We start from the raw sequence: 20,368 nt of genomic DNA on the forward strand, positions 1-20,368 counted from the left end.
ATACGTCTTGCCCGTCCCCGTCGGACCGATCAGCAGGATGTTCGACTTCGCCAGCTCCACGTAGTCCGGGTCGTCGGGGCTCGACGGCTTGGACTGCTCGCCCGCCTGGACGCGCTTGTAGTGGTTGTAGACGGCGACGGCCAGGGCCCGCTTGGCGGCGTCCTGGCCGATGACGTACTGCTCGAGGAACTCGAAGATCTCCTTGGGCTTGGGCAGCTCCGTGAGGCCGAGCTCGGTCGCCTCGGCGAGCTCCTCCTCGATGATCTCGTTGCACAGGTCGATGCACTCGTCGCAGATGTACACACCCGGGCCCGCGATGAGCTTCTTGACCTGCTTCTGCGACTTGCCGCAGAACGAGCACTTCAGCAGGTCGGCGCCGTCTGAGATACGAGCCACTACGCGTCTCCTTGTCCCGGTGCCGAGGCCTCCTGCCGTCGGGGTCGACGGCGCGGGGCCCGGGCACGGCCGAGCGAGTCCTGCTCCCCATTCCACACCACGGGGCCCCCGTTGTCAGGTGGGCTCCCCGGACGGGGCGCAACGTGTCGCGCCGCCGGCCCCCGGCGGGGGACGGCGGCGCGGCGTGAGGTCATGCGGGTGAGGCGGTCGGATCAGGGCTTGTTGATCGCGACGGCCTTGCGGCTCTCGAGGACCTGGTCCACGAGGCCGTACTCCTTCGCCTGCGCGGCGGTGAGGATCTTGTCGCGCTCGATGTCCTGACGGACCTGCTCGACCGACTTGCCCGAGTGCAGGGCCAGCGTGTCCTCGAGCCACTCGCGCATGCGGATGAGCTCGTTCGCGTGGATCTCGATGTCGGACGCCTGCGCGTAGCCGCCGCCCTCCATCGCGGGCTGGTGGATGAGCACGCGAGCGTTCGGGAGCGCGAGGCGCTTGCCCGGCTGGCCGGCGGCGAGCAGGACGGCGGCGGCGGACGCCGCCTGGCCCAGGCAGACCGTCTGGATCTGCGGCTTGATGTACTGCATCGTGTCGTAGAGCGCGGTCATCGCGGTGAACGACCCGCCCGGCGAGTTGATGTAGAGGATGACGTCGCGGTCGGGGTCCTGGCTCTCGAGCACGAGGAGCTGGGCCATGACGTCGTCGGCGGACGCGTCGTCGACCTGGACGCCCAGGAAGATGATGCGGTCCTCGAACAGCTTGGTGTAGGGGTCCTGCCGCTTGAAGCCGTACGCGGTGCGCTCCTCGAACTGCGGGAGCACGTAGCGGGCCGACGGCGCGCCGCCCGGCAGCGCGATGCCGCCGGGGCGCGCGCCCGCGCCGGCGAGGCGCTGCGCGGTGGACAGGTACTGGGACTCGGCGCTGAAGCTCACGGGTTCTCCTCGGTGAAGTCTGGTGTCCGGTGCGGGGTCAGGAACCCGTGGTGCCGCCGCCGCCGGTCACGGACGACGCGTTGGTGACGACGTGGTCGATGAAGCCGTACTCCAGCGCCTCCTCGGCCGTGAACCAGCTGTCGCGGTCGTTGTCCTTGAGGATCTGCTCGAGCGGCTTGCCGGTCTGCTCGGCCGTCAGCTCGGAGAGCACCTGCTTCATGTGCATGATGAGCTGCGCGTTGATCCGCACGTCGGTGGCCGTGCCGCCGATGCCGCCGGAGGGCTGGTGCATCATGACGCGCGCGTGCGGCGTCGCGTACCGCTTGCCCTTGGTGCCGGACGAGAGCAGGAACTGCCCCATCGAGGCCGCCATGCCCATGGCGATCGTCGCGACGTCCGGCTGGATGTACTGCATGGTGTCGTAGATCGCCATGCCGGCCGTGATCGACCCGCCGGGCGAGTTGATGTACAGCCAGATGTCCTTCTCCGGGTCCTCCGCGGCGAGCAGCATCATCTGGGCGCAGATGGCGTTCGCGTTCTCGTCGCGCACCTCCGAGCCGAGCCAGATGATGCGCTCCTTGAGGAGCCGGTTGTAGATGGAGTCGTTGAGTCCGAAGCCCGGACCCTCCGCGCGGTTGACCGGGGCCGTCGCGTCGGACGGCAGGTACAGCTCGTTCACTTCCATCTCCTTCGTCGCTCCCGCGGGTCGCCCCCGCCTGCGCTGCCCTGGCCGGTGCCGGGAAGGTGTCCCGGTCCAGCCGTGCTGCAGTGACCCTAACGCGGTCCGTGCCCGGCGTTCGTCCCGATAGCGCGCGTTTTCGCTGACGGCGCACCAGGCGGCCGGTGCACGCCGGCACGGCACGGGCACGACGACGGCCCGCCCCCTCGCGCGAAGGGTGCGGGCCGTCGTGGGACCTGCTCCGGCCGAGCGGCCGGTGCCGTGTCAGGCCTTCGTCGAGTCCTTCTCGTCGTCCTCGACCGGTGCCGCGGCGGCGGCGTCGGCGGAGTCGTCGACGAGCGCCTCCTCGACGGGCTCGGCCGCGACGTCCTCGACCGACTCGTCCGCGGCGGCGTCCTCGTCGTCCGAGCCGATGAACTCGGTCAGGTCGACGACGTTGCCGGCGGAGTCCTTGACCTCGATCTGGCGCAGCGCGACGGCGAGCGACTTCGAGCGCGCGACCTCGCCGACCATCGCGGGGATCTGACCGCCCTGGTCGAGCGACTGGATGAACTGGTTCGGGTCCATCCCGTACTGGCGCGACGCGCTCACGAGGTACTCGAGGAGCTCGTTCTGCGCGACCTTGATCTCGAGCTGCTCGGCGAGGGTGTCGAGCAGGATCTGGTTGCGGATGGCGTCGGTCGCCTCGACGGTGACCTCGGCGCGGTGCGTCTCGTCCTCCAGGCGGCCCTCGGACTCGAGGTGGCGGTGCACCTCGGCCTCGACGACGCCCGCCGGCACGGGGATCTCGACGGCGTCGTTGAGCGCCTTGAGGAGCTCGTCGCGCGCGGCCACGGCCTGGTTGGAGGTCTTGATGCTCGCGACCTGCTCGCGCAGGTCGGCGTTGAGCTCCTCGAGCGTGTCGAACTCGGACGCGAGCTGGGCGAAGTCGTCGTCCGCCTCGGGCAGGTCGCGCTGCTTGACGGAGGTCGCCGTGACGGTGACGGACGCCTCCTTGCCCTCGTGCTCCCCGCCGGCGAGCGGGGCGTTGAACGTGGTCGTCTCGTCGGCCGAGAGGCCGGTCAGCGCCTCGTCGAGGCCCTCGAGCATGTTGCCCGAGCCGATCTGGTAGCTGACGCCGGAGACGGAGTCGACCTCCTCGCCGTCGATCTCGGCCGTGAGGTCGAGCACGACGAAGTCGCCCTCGGCCGCGGGGCGGTCGACGCCGACGAGGGTGCCGAAGCGCTCGCGCAGCGCGTCGAGGCGCTCGGTGACGTCCTCGTCCGTGACCTCGGCGGGCTCGACCGTGATGGCGAGCGAGTCGAGGGAGGGCAGCGAGATCTCGGGGCGGACCTCGACCTCGGCGGTGAAGACCAGCTGGCCCTCGCCGGCCTTCGCCGGGATCTCGGTGACCTCGACCTCGGGCTGGCCGAGCGGGCGCAGGCTCTCCTCGCTCGCGGCCTGGCGGTAGAAGCCGGAGAGGCCGTCGTTGACGGCGTGCTCGATGACGGCGCCCCAGCCGACGCGCTGGTCGATCACGCGCGGCGGGACCTTGCCCTTGCGGAAGCCGGGGATGTTCACCTGCTCCGCGATGTGCTGGTAGGCGTGCTCGATGCTCGGCTTGAGCTCGTCGTACTCCACCTCGACGGTCAGCTTGACCTTGGTGGGGTCCAGGGTCTCGACGGCGCTCTTCACTTCGATGATCTCCAACTGATCGGGGTGGGCCGGCGTCCGGCCAGGGACGGCTCCGCACGCAGGCGTACGGGCAACCGTTCCATCGTACGCGAGCGGTCAAGCGTCGCGGTCAGGCGGACGTGCGCGCGCCCGGGCGCCGGACGACGAGCAGGACCGCCACGCCGACGACGGCGGTCGCGACGACGGTCTGCCACCGCAGCCCCACGACGCCCAGGACGTCGAGCAGCACGGCCATGACCATCTGTCCGCCGACGACCGTCAGCGTGAGGACGAACGTGCCGAGGTGGCGCACCGCGAACGCGGCCGCCACGGTGATGAGCGTCCCCAGCGGGCCGCCCAGGTAGAGCCACCACTGCCCGGGCAGCGTGACGCCGTCGAGCCCGCCGAGGGGCGCGGCCAGCGCGCAGACGACGGAGATGCCCACGAGCCCGCCCGTGACCGAGGTGAGCGTCGCGACGACCGGGTCGCCCGTGAGCTGCGTGACCCGGCCGTTCCCGGCCTGCTGCCCGCAGAGGACGGCGCCGCCGACGAAGAGCGCGACCCCGGCGACGACGGCGCCCCACCCCGCGTCGGTCGTCGCGCCGCCGAGCACCGCGACGCCCAGGCCGACGAGCGCCGCGAGACCCGCGGCGGCGCGGCGAGGCGTGAGCCGCAGCGGCGCGGGGAGGCCGACACCCCGCGCGTCGAGGGCGAGGCCGGCGACCGTCTGGCCCGCGACCGAGCAGACGGACGCGACCGCCACGCCGACGAGCGGGATCCCGGCGGCCATGGCGACGACGATGGGGACGCTGCACAGCCCGACCGCGAACCACCACCAGGACGCGGAGGTGCGCAGGACGTGGAGCGTGGAGCGGACCCGGCGGCGGGCGACCACGACGAGCACGGTCGCGAGGAGGGTCCCGACGTAGGAGAGCCATGCCGCGACCACGGGCCCGGTCCCGGCAGCGGCGAGGTCGCCGTTGAGACGGCCTTGGAGCGACAGCACCGCGCCGCTGCCCGCGGCGACCAGCGCCGCGAGGGTGACGCGGGTCGCAGGTCCGGCCGCGGGCGTGGACAAGGTCACGGGCACCTCTCGAGGACGAGGCCGTCGACGCGGCCCGGACGTCGTCGACGCCCCGCGACGCCCCTGGAGGGGCGCCGCGCGAAGGTCGGGGTGACAGGATTTGAACCTGCGACCTTCCGCTCCCAAAGCGGACGCGCTACCAACCTGCGCCACACCCCGTCGCCCGCCGCGGCGGCGGGCCAGGGCAAGTGTACTGGCGGGAACGGGTCGCTCTCGTCGGCGCGCGACCGCTGCCGCAGGTGGGCGGCGCGTCCACGCCACCGACGTTTGCTAAGGTTGCGGCCGCAGGTCGGCGCCGCGCCGGTCCTCGCTCCTCCTGCCGAGGGGCGCGGGCCCTGGTTCCACGGCCCGCGCGGGCGTAGCTCAATGGTAGAGCCCCAGTCTTCCAAACTGGCTACGCGGGTTCGATTCCCGTCGCCCGCTCCCCCACGCTCGGGCTCCGTCCCGGACGTCGATCCGTACCGTCACGAGGGGCGCCCGCCAGACCGGCCGGGCGCCCCTCGTCGTCTCGCCCGCACACCGGCGGTCCACCGACCGGACGACCGTCTCGTGGACGGCGTTGCAGGGTCCGGACGCGGACCGATAGCCTCGGGGGCACACGCGCCGCCCGCAGGCCCGGACCTCCGGGCCACCGCGGCGCGACCGACCAGGAGGAGCGAGGAATGACCGCGACGATCGCGCGTCCCGCACCGCTGCACCGCGCCGTGTCGCGCGTCTCCTGTTGTCGCTGTCTCGGCTGTCGCTGACGACCCGCCGCCGACCCCGCGCGCGCCGCCGCGCCGCACCAGGCCGCCCCGTCCGCCCGCGCCCGCCCCCGCCGTCGTGCCCGCGCGCCCACCGCGTCCCCGCGAGACGCTGAGCACCGTGGCCGCGGACCGCGACGGACCACGTCCCCTGATCGGTACCCCCACCCCCGGCTCACCCCGAGCCGTCGACAGAAGAGGAAGACATGGCACGCATCTACGACGACGTCACGCAGCTCGTCGGCAACACCCCCCTGGTCCGTCTCAACAAGCTCACGGACGGCCTCGGCGCCACCGTCGTGGGCAAGCTCGAGTTCTACAACCCGGCGAACTCGGTCAAGGACCGCATCGGCGTGGCGATCATCGACGCCGCGGAGGCGTCGGGCGAGCTGAAGCCGGGCGGGACGATCGTCGAGGCCACCTCCGGCAACACCGGCATCGCGCTCGCGATGGTCGGTGCCGCGCGCGGGTACGACGTCGTGCTGACGATGCCCGAGACGATGTCGAAGGAGCGGCGCGCCCTGCTCCGCGCGTTCGGCGCCGAGCTCATCCTCACGCCGGGGTCGGAGGGCATGAAGGGCGCCGTCAACCGGGCGGACGAGATCGTCGCCGAGCGCGAGGGTGCGATCCTCGCCCGTCAGTTCGCGAACGAGGCGAACCCGGAGATCCACCGCCGCACGACGGCGGAGGAGATCTGGGCCGACACGGACGGCGCCGTCGACATCGTCGTCGCGGGGATCGGCACCGGGGGCACGATCACGGGCGTCGGCCAGGTGCTCAAGGAGCGCAAGCCCGGCGTGCAGATCGTCGCGGTCGAGCCCGAGGAGTCCGCCATCCTCAACGGCGGCCAGCCCGGCCCGCACAAGATCCAGGGCATCGGCGCCAACTTCGTGCCCGAGATCCTCGACACCTCGGTCTACGACGAGGTGATCGACGTCAACGCGGAGACCGCGGTCGAGTACGCGCGCCGCGCCGCCAAGGAGGAGGGTCTCCTCGTCGGCATCTCGTCGGGCGCCGCGATCGCCGCCGCGCTCCAGCTCGCCGCACGCCCCGAGAACGCGGGCAAGCTCATCGTGACGATCATCCCGTCCTTCGGCGAGCGCTACCTGTCCTCCGTGCTCTACGCCGACCTGCTGGACTGACGTGACGGACCCGCGTCCCCACCACCGGACGGCCGGCTACCGGCTGCGCCGGTTCGTGCGCGTGCTCGGCGAGGACCTCGAGGCCGCCCGGCGGCGGGACCCCGCCGCCCGCAGCCGCCTCGAGGTCGCGCTGGCGTACCCGGGCGTGCACGCCGTGTGGGCCTACCGGCTCGCGCACCGCATGTGGCGCGAGCCCCTGCTGCGCCTCCCGGCGCGGCTCGTGTCGCAGGTGGCGCGCGCCCTGACCGGCGTGGAGATCCACCCCGGCGCGCGCATCGGCCGGCGCCTGTTCATCGACCACGGCATGGGGGTCGTCGTGGGCGAGACGGCGGTCGTCGGCGACGACGTCGTGCTCTTCCACACGTCGACGCTCGGTGGACGGTCGATGAAGCGGGGCAAGCGGCACCCGACGCTCGGGGACCGCGTCGTCGTCGGGGCGGGAGCGAAGATCCTCGGGCCGGTCTGGATCGGCGACGACGTGCAGGTGGGGGCCAACGCCGTCGTCGTCAAGGACGTGCCCGCAGGGGCGGTCGCGGTCGGGGTCCCGGCGACGATCCGCATGCCCGCCGGCGCGCCCGCGGCACGGGACGCCGTCGAGGACCCCTCGCTCCTCATCGAGTACGTCATCTGAGCGCACGGACGAGAGGGCCGCCGTCGGGCACGACGGCGGCCCTCTCCTCGGCCCTGATTGTTCTAGTTACGCTAGAACAACTAGACTGGACTCGTGATGTTCCGCATCGACCCGCAGGCCGACCAGCCGCTGTTCGCGCAGCTCGTCGCCCAGGTGCGCCTCGGCGTCGTCCAGGGGCGGCTCGCCCCCGGCGAGCGGCTCCCCGCGGCCCGCGAGCTCGCCGAGGCGCTGGACGTCAACGTGCACACCGTGCTGCGCGCCTACCAGGAGCTGCGCGACGAGGGCCTCGTCGACCTCCGCCGCGGGCGCGGCGCCGTCGTCACGGCGCCGCCCGCCGTCGACCTCACGTCGCTGCGGTCCGCCGTCGACCGCGTCGCGGCCGAGGCCCGTGCACTCGCGCTGCCCCCCGAGACCGTCCTGACCCTCGTGAAGGAGGCCCTCCGATGACCCGAGCCGCCCCGCGCCGCTCCCCTGGACGACCGACCGAAGCGGGTCGCCCGCGCCCGGACGACCACCGCACCCTCGCGCTCCTCGTCGGCGCCGCGGGCGCGGCCGTCACCGTGGTCGCGGCGCTCGTCGCGCTGACCTGGTCCGCGGACCTCCCCGACCCCGTGGCGATCCACTGGGGCACGGGCGGCGCCGACGGCTTCGCGTCGCTCGGTGCGGCGGTGGCGGGAAGCACGGCCCTGGGCCTGCTCACCTCCGCGGGGTTCGCCGCGATGACGGCGTTCCTGGGGCGCTCGGCCGCGAACCGGCGGGTCGCCGCGGGGGTCGCCGTCGGCCTCCCGGTCATGCTCGCCGTCCTCACCCTCGGGTCGCTCTGGATCCAGCGTGGCCTCGCCGACGCCCACGACGTCGGCGGCGTGAGCGCCGTCACGGCCGTCGCGCTGGGCGCCGGGCTCCTGGTGGGCGTCGTGGTCGGGGTGCTGGTCCCGGGCGACCGCCCGGACCCGACCGACGCCAAGGTCCCCGACGACGCGCCCCGGGTCACGCTCCGACCGGGCGAACGGGCGGCCTGGGTCGGGCGCGCGAGCGGCGGGCCGACGGTGCTCGTCGCGATGGGCGCGATCGTCCTCACCACGGTCCTGGCGCTCGTCCTGCGCGAGTGGGCGCTCCTCCTCGTGCCGGTGGTCCTGGGGCTGCTGCTCGCCGCGATGATGTCGTGGGTCGTCCGCGTCGACGAGGGCGGGCTCACGGTCCGGTCGACGCTCGGGTTCCCCCGCACGCGCGTCCCGGCGGACGAGGTCGTGCGGGCCGACGTCGCCGACGTCTCGCCGCTGCGCGACTTCGGCGGCTGGGGCTGGCGCGCCGGCCGGGGAGGCGCCGTCGGCATCGTCGTGCGGGCCGGCGAGTCGCTGCGCGTCGAGCGCACCGGCGGTCGCGCGCTCGTCGTCACGGTCGACGACGCCGGGACCGCGGCGGCGCTCCTCAACACCCTCGCCGACCGCGCACGCCGGATCGGCTAGTCTGGAGCCGGGCGGTACCCGAGACTCCGCGTACCGGATACCCCCTGCCCGGCGCGCGACCGGGTACCGCCCGCACCCGTCCCCGCGCACGACGCCCCGGCACGACGCCGGCGCCCGGTGCGCGGGCGCACCCGTACGACGACCCTCGACGAGGAGGAGCCCGCATGCGTCTCGGCATCCACACCGGCTACTGGTCGGCCGGTCCCCCGGCCGGCATCCAGGACGCGATCGTGGCGGCGGACCGCCTCGGCGTCGACTCCGTGTGGACCGCGGAGGCCTACGGCTCCGACGCCTTCACGCCGCTCGCGTGGTGGGGCTCGCGCACGACCCGGATCCGGCTCGGGACCGCCGTCGCGCAGCTCTCCGCCCGCACCCCGACCGCGACGGCGATGGCCGCGCTGACGATGGACCACCTCTCGGGCGGCCGGTTCGTCCTCGGGCTCGGCGTCTCGGGACCGCAGGTCGTCGAGGGCTGGTACGGGCAGCCGTACGCCCGCCCGCTCGCCCGCACGCGCGAGTACGTCCAGGTCGTACGCGACGTGCTGCGCCGGGAGGCGCCCGTGACGTCGTCCGGCCCGCACTACCCGCTCCCCCTGCCCGAGGGCACGGGGACGGGACTCGGCAAGCCGTTGCGCGCGACCGTGCACCCGCTGCGCGCGGACCTGCCGATCCACCTGGCGGCAGAAGGACCCAAGAACATCGCGCTCGCGGCAGAGATCGCCGACGGGTGGCTCCCGCTCTTCTACTCGCCCCGCATGGACGCGACGTTCCGCGAGCTCCTCGCCGACGGCTTCGCGCGCCGCTCTCCCGAGCGCTCCCCCGAGGCCGCGTTCGAGGTGAGCGCGACGGTGCCTGTCGTCGTGCGGGAGCACGTCGAGCAGGCCGCGGACCAGGTGCGCCCGTTCCTCGCGCTGTACGTGGGCGGCATGGGCGCCAAGGGCGCGAACTTCCACCGCGACGCGCTGGACCGGCTCGGGTACGCCGAGGCGTGCGACGAGATCCAGGCGCACTATCTCGCCGGGCGCAAGGACCTCGCGGCCGCCGCCGTCCCGACGGCGATGGTCGAGGACGTCGCGCTCGTCGGCCCTCCGGAGAAGATCGCCCGCGACCTCGCCGCATGGCGCGAGACCGCGGTCACCACGCTCCTCGTCCAGGGCGACGCGACGGCCGTCCAGACGCTCGCCCCGCTCCTCGCGTCCCCGCGCTGAGCTGGTGGGCCTGCGTCGTCCCGCGGTCGCTCGGACGACAGACACCCCGCACTCAACGGTCGGGGGTGTCGTCCTCGGGGAACCAGACGGCGCGGCGCAGGTCGACACGACGGCCGTCGCGCGACAGCGGGCACCCCTCGGCGCGCAGCTCGGTGAGCGCCGCGTCGAGGTGGTGCGCGGGCGGAGAGCCGGCCGCGTTGACGACGCGCCACCACGGGACCGGCGCGCCGTCGTCGTCGACGCCGGACGACCCCGCGAGCACCTGGCCGACCTGGCGCGGTCCGCCCCGGTGCAGCGACTCGGCGACGATCTCCGCGACGAGCCCGTAGGTCATGGCGCGCGCGGCCGGGATCTGCCGGACGAGCGCGAGCACGGAGGTCGCGTACTCCGCCGCGAGCGCCGTGCGGTCGGCCGCCTCCGCACCGCCGTCGGCCGCGCTCGCCGTGGTGCCCCGCATGCGTCCTGCCATGGGTCCCGACCCTAGCCGCCGCATTTGTCCTGGCGCGACGCGTGCCGACCCAGGAGGATCGAGGCCATGAGCGACCACCGCCCCGCGCGCCTCCCCGACGGCTACGAGCTCGTCCCTCTCTCCGCGTCCGACCTCCGCGACGTGCTGGAGCTGGACACCACGACGTTCCCGTCCCCGGTCGAGGTCGACGAGCTCGTCGACCTCCCGTTCCCGCTCACGTGGGAGCGCACGCTCGGCGTGACGGTCGAGCACGAGGACGACGACGCGCCGCCCGTCGACGGCGCGCGTCCCCTGCGTCGCGAGCTCGTCGGGATGCACGCCTCGTACCCGTTCGCGCGGTTCCCCGTCCCCGGGGCGACCGTCCCGGTCGCCGGGCTCACGTGGGTAGGCGTCCACCCCGGGCACCGCCGCCGGGGGATCCTCTCCGCCATGATCGACACGCACCTCGCGCGCTGCGGCGAGCGCGGCGAGCCCCTGTCCGCGCTCTTCGCGGCGGAGGCGGCCATCTACGGGCGCTTCGGCTACGGCAAGGCCGCGGACGACGTCCGGCTCACCGTCCCGCGCGGGGTCGCTCTGCGCGACGTCCCCGGCGCCGACCGCCACACCGTGCGCATCGAGCGCGCCGACCGGGCACGGCACGCAGAGCTCGTCGCGACGCTCCACGAGCTCGCCGGCACGGACCCGACGGGCCAGGGCGCAGGGATCAACCGCCCGGGCTGGGCGACGCGCGAGACGCCCGAGCTCCAGGCCACGTTCTGGGACGACGCGAAGGTGTGGCGCAAGGACCGCGAGCCCACGCGCATCGCGATCGTCGAGCTCGACGGAGAGCCGCGCGGGTACGCGCGGTTCCACCGCAAGCTGTCCTGGGAGGCCACCGGCCCGCGTGGCCCGGTGAGCACGGGCGAGGTCGTCGCGCTCGACGCGGCGGCGGCGCGCGCGCTGTGGGGCGTGCTCACCGACCTCGACCTCACGCACGAGGTCACGCCCTTCATGCTGCCGGTGGACGACGTCGTCACGAGCCTCCTCGTGGACCCGCGCTCGGCGTCGCCGCGCCTCGCGGACAACCTCTGGGTGCGCGTGGTGGACGTGCCGGCCGCGCTGACCGCGCGCCGCTACGCGGCGGACGTGGACGTCGTCCTCCACGTGACGGACGCCCGCCTGCCGGACAACGCGGGCCGCTGGCGGCTGCGCGCCTCGGCGTTCGGCGACGCGGTGGCCGAGCGGACCGTGGACGCGGCGGACGTCTCGCTGGACGTGCGCGAGCTCGGCGCCGTGTACCTCGGCGGGACGTCGCTCGCGGCCCTCGGCGCCGCGGGTCTCGTCACCGAGCACTCGCCCGGCGCGCTCGCCCGCACGAGCGCGGCGTTCGGCTGGCCGGTGGCACCGGTGTGCAGCTGGGTCTTCTGAGCCTCAGGCCTGGCAGACGCCGCACCAGTAGAGGTTGCGACCGGCGAGCTCCTTGAGCAGCACCGGCGTGCCGCACACGCGGCACGGGAGCCCGTCGCGGTGGTAGACGTAGAACGCCTCGTCCGCCGGGACCGCGTCGGGCGCGTCGTCGGTGTTCTGCCGCACGCGGCGGCGCCCGGGTGGTCCGTCCGCGTCGTCCGGCGGCCCGTCGCCGGTGCTGGGGCCGTCGCGGTCCTCCGGCCGGGTCGTGACGATGGCGCCCGTCCGGGTGCCGTCGCGCATGAGCACGACGAGGTCGTCCCACAGCGCGCGCAGGTCCTCGCCGGGCACGTCACGGCCGGGGCGCATCGGGTCGAGCCGCGCGCGGAACAGGGACTCCGCGCGGTAGATGTTGCCCACGCCTGCGACGACGTCCTGGTTCATGAGCAGCAGCCCGACGGGGCTGCGTGAGCGCCGCACGGCGGTCACGAACTCCTCGCGCGGGTCGCCCTCGGCGGGCGCGGCGTCTCGGATCGGGTCGGGACCGAGACGGTTCTCGACGGCCCGCTTCTCCTCGCCGGTGACGACCTCGCACGCCGTGGGCCCGGTGAGGTCCGCGACGGCGTGCGCCCCGACGAGCCGCACCCGCACGGCCCCGCGCGGCGGCGGGGGCGACCACGCGTCGTCGGGCCCGACCGCGGCGGCCGCACCCGGGCCTGCCGGGACGGTCTCGCGCTCGCCGATGCGCCGCCGCGGCGCCCCGATCGCGTGCACGACGGCGGTGCTGCCGTCGCCCGCGAAGGTCCAGGCGCCGTAGAGGCCGAGGTGGACGCGGAGCCAGCGCACGTCGTCGGGCCGCTCGGTGGTCCCGGCCGCAGGGCGCGCCGGGTCGGCGAAGCCGAGGAAGAGCTGCTTGCCCCACGCCTCGCTCGCGACGAGCACGTGCCCGTCGAGCACGGCGGCGCCCGCGGCGAAACGGCCCTGCGGGCTGCTCACCGCGAGCGTCTCACCCGTGAAGAGCTCGCCGAAGGCTCGCGCGAGCCGGTGGACGGTGTGACCCTCCGGCACGTCAGGCGGAGGCGCCGCGCGTCGTCTCGTACGCCGCGAGCTGGTCGATCCGGCGCTGGTGGCGCGGGTCACCGCTGAACGGCTCGGCGAGGAACGCGTCGACGAGCTCGACGGCCTCGTCGACCGAGTGCTGGCGTGCGCCCACCGCGACGACGTTCGCGTCGTTGTGCTGGCGGCCGAGGCGCGCGGTCTCGAGGTTCCACGCGAGGGCGGCGCGCACCCCGACGACCTTGTTCGCCGCGATCTGCTCGCCGTTGCCCGAGCCGCCGATGACGACCCCGAGCGAGCCCGGCTCCGCGGCGACGGCCTCGCCCGCGGCGAAGCAGAACGACGGGTAGTCGTCCTGCGCGTCGTACGTGTGGGCCCCGTGGTCGACGACGTCGTGCCCCGCGGCCTCGAGGTGCTCGACGAGATGGGTCTTGAGCTCGTAGCCCGCGTGGTCCGCGGCGATGTGAACGCGCATGCGCCCATCATGCCCCAGCGGGACGCCTGGGCGTCGGGGGGAGGCCGTAGCCTGAGACGCATGACACAGACCTCCCCGACGTCCACGTCCGCGTCCTCGTCCGGCACCACCGGCACCGTCGGCACCGAGCGCTCCGGCATCGACCTCGGCGCGCTGGACCCCGTCGTCCGGCCGCAGGACGACCTGTACCGCCACGTCAACGGGCGCTGGCTCGCGACGCACGAGATCCCCGCCGACCGCGCCATGGACGGCGCGTTCCGCGCGCTGCACGACCAGGCCGAGGTCCACGTGCGCGAGATCATCACGGACCTCGGCGCGCAGGTGGCCTCGGGTGCCACGGACGTCGGTCCGGACGCCGCGAAGGTCGGTGCGCTCTACGCGAGCTTCATGGACACCGACCGGATCGAGGCCCTCGGCACGGCCCCGCTGCAGGCGGACCTCGCGCTCGTCGCGTCCGCGACGACCCAGGCGGAGCTCACCGGCGTGCTCGGTGCGCTGCAGCGCACCGGTGGCGCGGGCGCCGTCGGCTTCTGGGTCGACAACGACGCCAAGGACCCCGAGCGCTACGTCGCCTACCTCTACCAGTCCGGGCTGGGGCTGCCCGACGAGGCGTACTACCGCGAGGACCAGTACGCCCCGGTGCGCGAGAAGTACGTGCCGCACGTCGCGCGCATGCTCGCCCTCGCGGGCGTCACCGCCGAGACCTGGGGCGCGACCCCTGAGGACGCGGCGGAGCGGGTCCTGGCGCTCGAGACGAGGCTGGCCGCGAAGCACTGGGACGTCGTCCGCGACCGTGACGCCGACCTCACCTACAACCCGCGCACGCTCGCCGCGCTCGTCGACGAGGCCCCCGGCTTCGACTGGCGCGCCTGGGTCCTCGCCCTCGGTGCGCCGGAGGGCTCGCTCGACGACGTCGTCGTGCGCGAGCCCGACTTCGCGGCCGGGTTCGGCGCGCTCTGGGCGAGCGAGCCGCTCGAGGACTGGAAGCTGTGGATGGTGTACCACCTGGTCACCGCCCGCGCGCCGTACCTCACGGACGAGCTCGTCGAGGCGAACTTCGACTTCTACGGCCGCACGCTGTCGGGCGCGCAGGAGGTGCGCGAGCGCTGGAAGCGCGGCGTCTCCGTCGTCGAGGGCGCGCTCGGCGAGGCGGTCGGCGCGCAGTACGTCGCCCGGCACTTCCCGCCCGCGCACAAGGCGCGCATGGAGGAGCTCGTCGCCTACCTCGTCGCCGCGTACCGCGAGTCGATCACGACGCTCGACTGGATGACGGCGGAGACCAAGGAGAAGGCGCTCGCCAAGCTCGAGGCGTTCACGCCCAAGATCGGGTACACCGTGAAGTGGCGCGACTACTCGGCGCTCGTCGTCGAGGCGGACGACCTCGTCGGCAACGTGCGGCGGGCGCACGCGTTCGAGCAGGACCGCGAGCTCGGCAAGATCGGCAAGCCGCTCGACCGCGACGAGTGGTTCATGACGCCGCAGACCGTGAACGCCTATTACAACCCGGGCATGAACGAGATCGTCTTCCCCGCGGCGATCCTGCAGCCCCCGTTCTTCGACCCCGAGGCCGAGGACGCGGTGAACTACGGCGGCATCGGCGCCGTCATCGGCCACGAGATCGGCCACGGCTTCGACGACCAGGGCTCCAAGTACGACGGCGCGGGCCGCCTCGAGGACTGGTGGACGACGACGGACCGCGAGGAGTTCGAGAAGCGCACCAAGGCCCTCATCGCCCAGTACGACGCGTTCCGCCCCGCCCAGCTCGGCGAGGACGGGCCGCACGTCAACGGTGCGCTGACGATCGGTGAGAACATCGGCGACCTCGGCGGGCTGTCGATCGCGCTCAAGGCCTACCGGATCGCGCTCGGTCGCCCGCTCGCCGAGGCTCCCGTCGTCGACGGGCTCACGGGGATCGAGCGCGTGTTCCTCGGCTGGGCGCAGGTCTGGCAGTCGAAGGGCCGTGACGAGGAGGTCGTGCGGCGGATCGCGACCGACCCGCACTCCCCCAACGAGTTCCGCTGCAACGGCGTGGTCCGCAACGTCGACGAGTTCTACGCGGCCTACGACGTGCAGCCGGCCGACGCGCTGTACCTCGCGCCCGAGGAGCGCGTGCGCATCTGGTGACGCGAGAGCGCGAAGGGCCCGCGGCGGTTCGCCCGCCGCGGGCCCTTCGTGCGTGCCGGGTCGATCCCGGCGCCGTGCTCAGCGGTGCTCGGAACCTCTCAGAGGGTCCGGATGCCGGCGCGGGCGATCGTGAAGCCCTTGCCCGTCGCGTCGTCGCGGCACGTCATGCCCGTCTCGGCGCTGTCGCACGTGAACGGACCGACCGTCTTGGAGGTGCCGTAGTCCAGGATCGCGGTGTCGCCGGGCGCGGGCTGCGGCTGCTCGGCCGCCGGGACGCACGGCTGCTCGACGCTGCCGTCGGCGCCGAGGACCACCTTGTACCCGACGGTGCCGTCGCAGCCGTCCACCGGGACCGGCTGGGTCCCGAGCTGGGCGATCACGCACGTCGCGCTGACGTCGGTCACCTCGCACGTGATGTTGCGCGACTCCGACGCGAACGTCTCGGACACGGTGGGCTCGGCCGCGGGCGTCTCCTCGGTACCCTCCGTGGCGGTCGCGGACGGCGGCGTGGTCGCGCCGCCTGCGGGATCGTCGTCGCCACCCCCGAGCAGCGAGATCGCGAAGACGATCGCCCCGATCACGAGCAGCGCGTCGACCACGATGAACGCGATCCACCCGGGGCTCAGCCGGTCAGACCTGCCGCCACCGCCACCGTTGCTCCCGCCGCGTCCGGCCGGGGGTCGGGGCGTCGCGCCCGAGCCGCCCGCACCGGCCCCGGCGCGGGGCGCGGCCGCGGTCGGCGCGACCGCGGCCGGCGGGTGGTAGGCCGGCTGGGGCTGCTGGGGAGCGGCCGAGGCATAGCCCGCCTGCGCCCCGAGGTCGTACGCCGGGGCGCCGGGAGCCGCGTACGCACCCGCCGGCGCGTAGCCGGTCGCCGCGGCGTCCGCCGGCGCGTAGGCCGGTCGGCTCGCGGCCGTCCCCACGGGAGCGGCGACGCCGAACCCGTTCTGCTCGGTCGCGTAGCGCACCCGCTGCGGGGGCACCGGTGCGGGCACCGCGGGCTGGGCCGCGGTCGGGAGCTCCGTGATCGGTGTGACGTGCTGGACGGTCGTCGGCTGGAACGACGACGCGACGACGGTCGGCTGCCCGTCCGCCGGCGTGGACCGGGGCGCCTGGGCGGTCGGCCCGCTCGTGGGCGCGAAGGACGGCGGCGCGGCCGCCACGGCACCCGGTACCGGTCCGGCGAACGCCTGGGTCGGCTGCGCGTCGTCCCGCCCGACCACGGGCCCCGGCACGCCGCCAGGGGGCGGCGGCGGTGGTGGCACGGGTGCGTTCGGGGACATGCGGCTCCTCGCGGGCTCCTCGTCGGACTCACCCGGCACGACCGGGCGGCGGGCGCTCCTGACACCGCCCGCAACCTGACGAAGCATGGCACGAGGCACCCGTGCGGGTCGAACCCCGCCGACGGTCGGACCGTCCCGTCGGCGGGGTCCCGGGCGGCCGGCGTCAGTCGAAGACCGGCCCCTGGGTCCGCGTGCGCTTGATCTCGAAGAAGCCGGGCGTGCTCGCGACGAGCACACACCCGTCCCAGAGCCGACCTGCGGCTTCGCCCTTCGGCGCCGGCGTCACGACGGGGCCGAAGAACGCGGTGCCGCCGAACGCGACGACCGGCGTGCCGACGTCCTCGCCGACGCGCCCGATCCCCTCGGCGTGCGAGGCCCGGAGCTGCTCGTCGTACGCGTCGGACCCCGCGGCGTCGGCCAGCGACGCGGGCAGCCCTACCTCGGCCAGCGCCTCGGCCACGACGGCGTCGTAGTCCGTGCGTCCGCCCGGGTGCAGGCGCGTCCCGATCGCGTCGTAGAGCGGCTTCACGACCCCCTCGCCGTGCTCGACGCGCGCGGCGGTGACCACGCGCACCGGGCCCCACGCCTTCTCCATGAGCTCGCGGTACTCCTCCGGCAGGTCCCGGCCCTCGTTGAGCACCGCCAGGCTCATGACGTGCCAGCGGACCGTGACGTCGCGCACCTGCTCGACCTCCCCCATCCAGCGGCTGGTCATCCACGCCCACGGGCACACGGGGTCGAACCAGAAGTCGGCGACGCGCACGTCGTCGTCGGTCGCGGTGTTCTCGGTCGTCGCGGTGAGGGTCACGGACGTCTCTCCTTCGTGTGGGCGGCGCCCGATGGACCCGGGTCGCCGGAGGGGGCGGGGCGGCGTGCGCGGACGGCCGACGCCGTCGCCCACCCAGTCTCGACACCGGGCGCCCGCAGCGTATTCCCGGGAGGTCATCCCGGGGGCGGGCGCGGGTACGCGTGGGATGATCGTCCGTGGCCCACAGGCCGCCGTCGAGGCCGCCCGGCCCGACCCGAGACCGAGGAGATGCAGTGCCCGGAGAGAACCTCACCCGCGCCGAGGCGAGCGAGCGCGCGGCGACCGTCGACGTCCAGTCCTACGAGGTCGAGCTCGACCTCACGACGGGGGCGACGACGTTCGCGTCGACGACCGTGGTGCGGTTCACCGCGACCGAGGGGGCGAGCACCTTCGTCGACCTCGTCGCCCCGACCGTGCGCGAGGTCGTGCTCAACGGCCGCTCGCTCGACCCTGCGGAGGTCTTCGCGGACTCGCGCATCGCGCTCGACGGCCTCGCGGCCGACAACGAGCTGCGCGTCGTCGCCGACTGCGCGTACACGAACACCGGCGAGGGCCTGCACCGGTTCGTCGACCCCGTCGACGGCGAGGTCTACCTCTACACCCAGTTCGAGGTCCCCGACTCGCGGCGCGTGTTCGCCGTGTTCGAGCAGCCCGACCTCAAGGCGACGTTCGCGTTCACGGTCACGGCCCCCGCGGCGTGGCAGGTCGTGAGCAACCAGCCGACGCCCGCGCCCGAGGCGCTCGGCACCAAGCCCGACCCGACCGGCACCGGCGCGGGCGACGTCGAGGTCGCGCGCTGGGCGTTCGAGCCGACGCCGCGCATCTCGTCGTACATCACCGCGCTCGTCGCGGGCCCGTACGTCGTCGAGCGCAGCGAGCTGACGTCGTCCGACGGCCGCACGATCCCGCTCGGGGTGTTCTGCCGCGCGTCGCTCGCGGACCACATGGACGCGGACTACGTCTTCGACAAGACCCGCGAGGGCTTCGCGTTCTTCGAGTCCGCGTTCGAGCACCCGTACCCGTTCGACAAGTACGACCAGCTCTTCGTGCCCGAGTACAACATGGGCGCGATGGAGAACGCCGGGTGCGTGACGTTCACCGAGACGTACGTGTTCCGGTCCAAGGTCACCGACGCCGTCAAGGAGCGCCGCGTCGTGACGATCCTGCACGAGCTCGCGCACATGTGGTTCGGCGACCTCGTCACCATGAAGTGGTGGAACGACCTGTGGCTCAACGAGTCGTTCGCGGAGTACGCCTCCACGCTCGCGACCGCCGAGGCGACGGAGTGGCACGAGGCGTGGACGACGTTCGCCGCGATGGAGAAGTCGTGGGCGTACCGCCAGGACCAGCTCCCCTCGACGCACCCGATCGTCGCGACGATCAACGACCTCGAGGACGTCTTCGTCAACTTCGACGGCATCACCTACGCCAAGGGCGCGTCCGTGCTCAAGCAGCTCGTCGCGTGGGTGGGCAAGGAGCAGTTCCTCGCGGGCGTCGCCGCGTACTTCCGCAAGCACGCGTGGGGCAACACCGAGCTGCGGGACCTGCTCGTCGAGCTCGAGGCCACGAGCGGCCGCGACCTCTCCCAGTGGTCGGCCCTGTGGCTCGAGACGGCCGGCGTGAACACGCTGCGCCCGGAGTTCGAGCTGGACGCGCACGGCCGCTTCACGACGTTCGCCGTGCTGCAGTCCGCCGCCCCCGACTACCCGACGCTGCGTCCGCACCGCCTCGGCATCGGCCTCTACGACCTCGTCGACGGCGTCCTCACGCGGGTCCACCGCGTCGAGGTGGACGTCGACGGCGCACGCACCGAGATCCCCGAGCTCCTCGGTCTCGACCGGCCCCAGCTCGTGCTGCTCAACGACGACGACCTCGCCTACGCCAAGATCCGCCTCGACGACGCGTCCCTCCAGGTCGCCACCGAGCACCTCGCCGACCTGGCCGACCCGCTCGCACGCTCGCTCGTCTGGGGCTCCGCGTGGGACGCGACGCGCGACGGAGAGACCCCCGCGGGCGACTACGTGCGCCTCGTGCTCGGCAACATCGCCCGCGAGACCGAGTCGACGACGATCCGCACGACGCTCAACCAGCTCGCGCTCGCCGCGAAGACGTACGTCGCGCCGGAGCGTCGCGCCGCCACGCTCGCGCACGCCGGCGACGTCCTCTGGTCGCTCGCGCAGGACGCCGCCCCCGGCTCCGACCTGCAGTTCCAGCTCGTGAAGTTCTTCGCCCACCTCGCGTCGACGACCGAGCACGGGACCGCGCTGCGCGCCCTCCTCGACGGCACGCAGACCCTCGACGGGCTCGAGATCGACACCGACCTGCGCTGGGAGATCCTCGAAGGCCTCGTGCTCCTCGGGCTCGCGGACGACGCCGAGATCGACGCGACCCTCGCCGCCGACTCGACGGCGACCGGCCAGCAGTCCGCCGCGCGCGCCCGCGCGACCGTCCCGACCGCCGAGGCGAAGCGCGCGGCGTTCGACCGCCTCGTCGGCTCGGACGACGCGCCCAACGCGATCGTCCGCGCCACGACGCTCGGCTTCCAGCACGTCAACGACCCCGAGTCGCTCGCCCCCCTCGTGGGCGCGTACTTCGACGCGCTGCTGCCGCTGTGGGACCAGCGGTCGTACCACATCGCCGAGGCACTGGTCACGGGGCTCTACCCGGCGCCGCTCGCGAGCACCGTGCTCCGCGACGCGACGCAGGAGTGGCTCGACGCGAACACCGACGCCGCCCCCGCGCTGCGTCGCCTCGTCGTCGAGAACCTCGCCGGCGTCGAGCGCGCCCTCACCGCCCAGGCCGCCGACGCCTGACCAGCCCAGACGCGCCGAGTCGC

General features: G+C 74.0%; 18 protein-coding genes and 2 tRNA genes. 9 read left to right on the forward strand and 11 right to left on the reverse strand.

Going from position 1 to position 20,368, the window contains the following annotated elements; all coding sequences use genetic code 11:
- The 6 genes from NF338_RS18480 to NF338_RS18505 all read right to left on the reverse strand — a co-directional run.
- On the reverse strand, positions 1–396 hold a 396-nt coding region (locus tag NF338_RS18480), incomplete at its 3' end, for a ClpX C4-type zinc finger protein (protein ID WP_318783152.1).
- A gap of 212 nt (positions 397–608) precedes the next feature.
- The gene (locus tag NF338_RS18485) at positions 609–1,325 is read right to left on the reverse strand and encodes an ATP-dependent Clp protease proteolytic subunit (RefSeq protein ID WP_087471689.1); all 717 of its coding nucleotides are present in this window, start codon (positions 1,323–1,325) and stop codon (positions 609–611) included.
- Between the two features lie 37 nt (positions 1,326–1,362).
- Positions 1,363–2,010, reverse strand: a complete 648-nt coding sequence (locus NF338_RS18490; protein WP_087471688.1) for an ATP-dependent Clp protease proteolytic subunit — start codon at positions 2,008–2,010, stop codon at positions 1,363–1,365.
- Positions 2,011–2,268: 258 nt separating this feature from the next.
- Positions 2,269–3,678, reverse strand: coding sequence for a trigger factor (gene tig / locus NF338_RS18495; RefSeq protein ID WP_264032276.1), 1,410 nt, complete (start codon positions 3,676–3,678; stop codon positions 2,269–2,271).
- A 109-nt stretch (positions 3,679–3,787) separates the two neighbouring features.
- A complete protein-coding gene (locus tag NF338_RS18500; protein ID WP_264032101.1) occupies positions 3,788–4,741 on the reverse strand; it encodes a DMT family transporter in 954 nt (317 codons plus the stop codon).
- Between the two features lie 85 nt (positions 4,742–4,826).
- A tRNA-Pro gene (locus NF338_RS18505) sits at positions 4,827–4,900 on the reverse strand.
- Between the two features lie 193 nt (positions 4,901–5,093).
- On the opposite strand from NF338_RS18505, the gene NF338_RS18510 reads away from it, so the two are divergent.
- The 6 genes from NF338_RS18510 to NF338_RS18535 all read left to right on the forward strand — a co-directional run bounded on the left by NF338_RS18510 (position 5,094) and on the right by NF338_RS18535 (position 9,931).
- Positions 5,094–5,164: transfer RNA gene (locus NF338_RS18510), tRNA-Gly, on the forward strand.
- A 526-nt stretch (positions 5,165–5,690) separates the two neighbouring features.
- The gene (cysK, locus tag NF338_RS18515; RefSeq protein ID WP_047232611.1) at positions 5,691–6,626 is read left to right on the forward strand and encodes a cysteine synthase A; all 936 of its coding nucleotides are present in this window, start codon (positions 5,691–5,693) and stop codon (positions 6,624–6,626) included.
- Position 6,627: 1 nt separating this feature from the next.
- Positions 6,628–7,257 (forward strand): serine O-acetyltransferase EpsC, encoded by a 630-nt coding sequence (gene epsC, locus NF338_RS18520; protein ID WP_264032102.1) that lies wholly within the window; start codon positions 6,628–6,630, stop codon positions 7,255–7,257.
- A 93-nt stretch (positions 7,258–7,350) separates the two neighbouring features.
- Entirely contained in the window at positions 7,351–7,704 is a 354-nt protein-coding gene (locus tag NF338_RS18525) for a GntR family transcriptional regulator (protein ID WP_264032103.1), read from the forward strand.
- Positions 7,701–8,723 carry a DUF1648 domain-containing protein gene (locus NF338_RS18530; protein ID WP_264032105.1) on the forward strand — a complete coding sequence of 341 codons (1,023 nt, stop codon included), beginning with the start codon at positions 7,701–7,703 and terminating at the stop codon, positions 8,721–8,723. Before NF338_RS18525 ends, NF338_RS18530 begins: the two co-directional genes overlap by 4 nt.
- A 164-nt stretch (positions 8,724–8,887) precedes the next feature.
- Positions 8,888–9,931 carry an LLM class F420-dependent oxidoreductase gene (locus NF338_RS18535; RefSeq protein WP_264032106.1) on the forward strand — a complete coding sequence of 348 codons (1,044 nt, stop codon included), beginning with the start codon at positions 8,888–8,890 and terminating at the stop codon, positions 9,929–9,931.
- A gap of 52 nt (positions 9,932–9,983) precedes the next feature.
- Here NF338_RS18535 and NF338_RS18540 read toward each other — a convergent pair whose 3' ends face one another.
- On the reverse strand, positions 9,984–10,400 hold the full coding sequence (locus NF338_RS18540; protein WP_264032107.1) for an MGMT family protein: 417 nt from the start codon (positions 10,398–10,400) through the stop codon (positions 9,984–9,986).
- A gap of 66 nt (positions 10,401–10,466) precedes the next feature.
- Here NF338_RS18540 and eis point away from each other — a divergent pair, with 66 nt between their 5' ends.
- Positions 10,467–11,807 (forward strand): enhanced intracellular survival protein Eis, encoded by a 1,341-nt coding sequence (gene eis, locus NF338_RS18545; protein ID WP_264032108.1) that lies wholly within the window; start codon positions 10,467–10,469, stop codon positions 11,805–11,807.
- A 3-nt stretch (positions 11,808–11,810) separates the two neighbouring features.
- Here the strand turns inward: eis and NF338_RS18550 are convergent, their stop codons facing one another.
- Together NF338_RS18550 and NF338_RS18555 are read right to left on the reverse strand one after the other, a co-directional pair.
- On the reverse strand, positions 11,811–12,782 hold the full coding sequence (locus NF338_RS18550) for an Fpg/Nei family DNA glycosylase (protein ID WP_318783155.1): 972 nt from the start codon (positions 12,780–12,782) through the stop codon (positions 11,811–11,813).
- 73 nt (positions 12,783–12,855) lie between these two features.
- Positions 12,856–13,317, reverse strand: a complete 462-nt coding sequence (locus tag NF338_RS18555; RefSeq protein ID WP_087471678.1) for a ribose-5-phosphate isomerase — start codon at positions 13,315–13,317, stop codon at positions 12,856–12,858.
- Between the two features lie 60 nt (positions 13,318–13,377).
- Here NF338_RS18555 and NF338_RS18560 point away from each other — a divergent pair, with 60 nt between their 5' ends.
- A complete protein-coding gene (locus NF338_RS18560; RefSeq protein ID WP_264032110.1) occupies positions 13,378–15,441 on the forward strand; it encodes a M13 family metallopeptidase in 2,064 nt (687 codons plus the stop codon).
- 98 nt (positions 15,442–15,539) lie between these two features.
- Here NF338_RS18560 and NF338_RS18565 read toward each other — a convergent pair whose 3' ends face one another.
- Together NF338_RS18565 and NF338_RS18570 are read right to left on the reverse strand one after the other, a co-directional pair.
- Positions 15,540–16,724, reverse strand: a complete 1,185-nt coding sequence (locus NF338_RS18565; protein ID WP_264032111.1) for a hypothetical protein — start codon at positions 16,722–16,724, stop codon at positions 15,540–15,542.
- Positions 16,725–16,887: 163 nt separating this feature from the next.
- Positions 16,888–17,532, reverse strand: a complete 645-nt coding sequence (locus NF338_RS18570) for a DsbA family protein (protein ID WP_374059016.1) — start codon at positions 17,530–17,532, stop codon at positions 16,888–16,890.
- Positions 17,533–17,765: 233 nt separating this feature from the next.
- Here NF338_RS18570 and pepN point away from each other — a divergent pair, with 233 nt between their 5' ends.
- Positions 17,766–20,345: an aminopeptidase N gene (gene pepN, locus NF338_RS18575; protein WP_264032112.1), complete on the forward strand. Its 2,580-nt coding sequence runs from the start codon at positions 17,766–17,768 to the stop codon at positions 20,343–20,345.
- Positions 20,346–20,368: the final 23 nt, after the last annotated feature.

It is taken from the genome of Cellulosimicrobium sp. SH8 (genome assembly GCF_025818875.1).
Taxonomy (GTDB): Bacteria; Actinomycetota; Actinomycetes; order Actinomycetales; family Cellulomonadaceae; genus Cellulosimicrobium; species Cellulosimicrobium cellulans_D.

Coding starts and splice junctions, on each gene's coding strand:
- NF338_RS18490 (WP_087471688.1), bottom strand. CDS start 2,010: ATGGAAGTGAACGAGCTGTACCTGCCGTCCGACGCGACGGCCCCGGTC.
- cysK (WP_047232611.1), top strand. CDS start 5,691: ATGGCACGCATCTACGACGACGTCACGCAGCTCGTCGGCAACACCCCC.
- NF338_RS18530 (WP_264032105.1), top strand. CDS start 7,701: ATGACCCGAGCCGCCCCGCGCCGCTCCCCTGGACGACCGACCGAAGCG.
- NF338_RS18535 (WP_264032106.1), top strand. CDS start 8,888: ATGCGTCTCGGCATCCACACCGGCTACTGGTCGGCCGGTCCCCCGGCC.
- NF338_RS18540 (WP_264032107.1), bottom strand. CDS start 10,400: ATGGCAGGACGCATGCGGGGCACCACGGCGAGCGCGGCCGACGGCGGT.
- eis (WP_264032108.1), top strand. CDS start 10,467: ATGAGCGACCACCGCCCCGCGCGCCTCCCCGACGGCTACGAGCTCGTC.
- NF338_RS18555 (WP_087471678.1), bottom strand. CDS start 13,317: ATGCGCGTTCACATCGCCGCGGACCACGCGGGCTACGAGCTCAAGACC.
- NF338_RS18560 (WP_264032110.1), top strand. CDS start 13,378: ATGACACAGACCTCCCCGACGTCCACGTCCGCGTCCTCGTCCGGCACC.
- NF338_RS18565 (WP_264032111.1), bottom strand. CDS start 16,724: ATGTCCCCGAACGCACCCGTGCCACCACCGCCGCCGCCCCCTGGCGGC.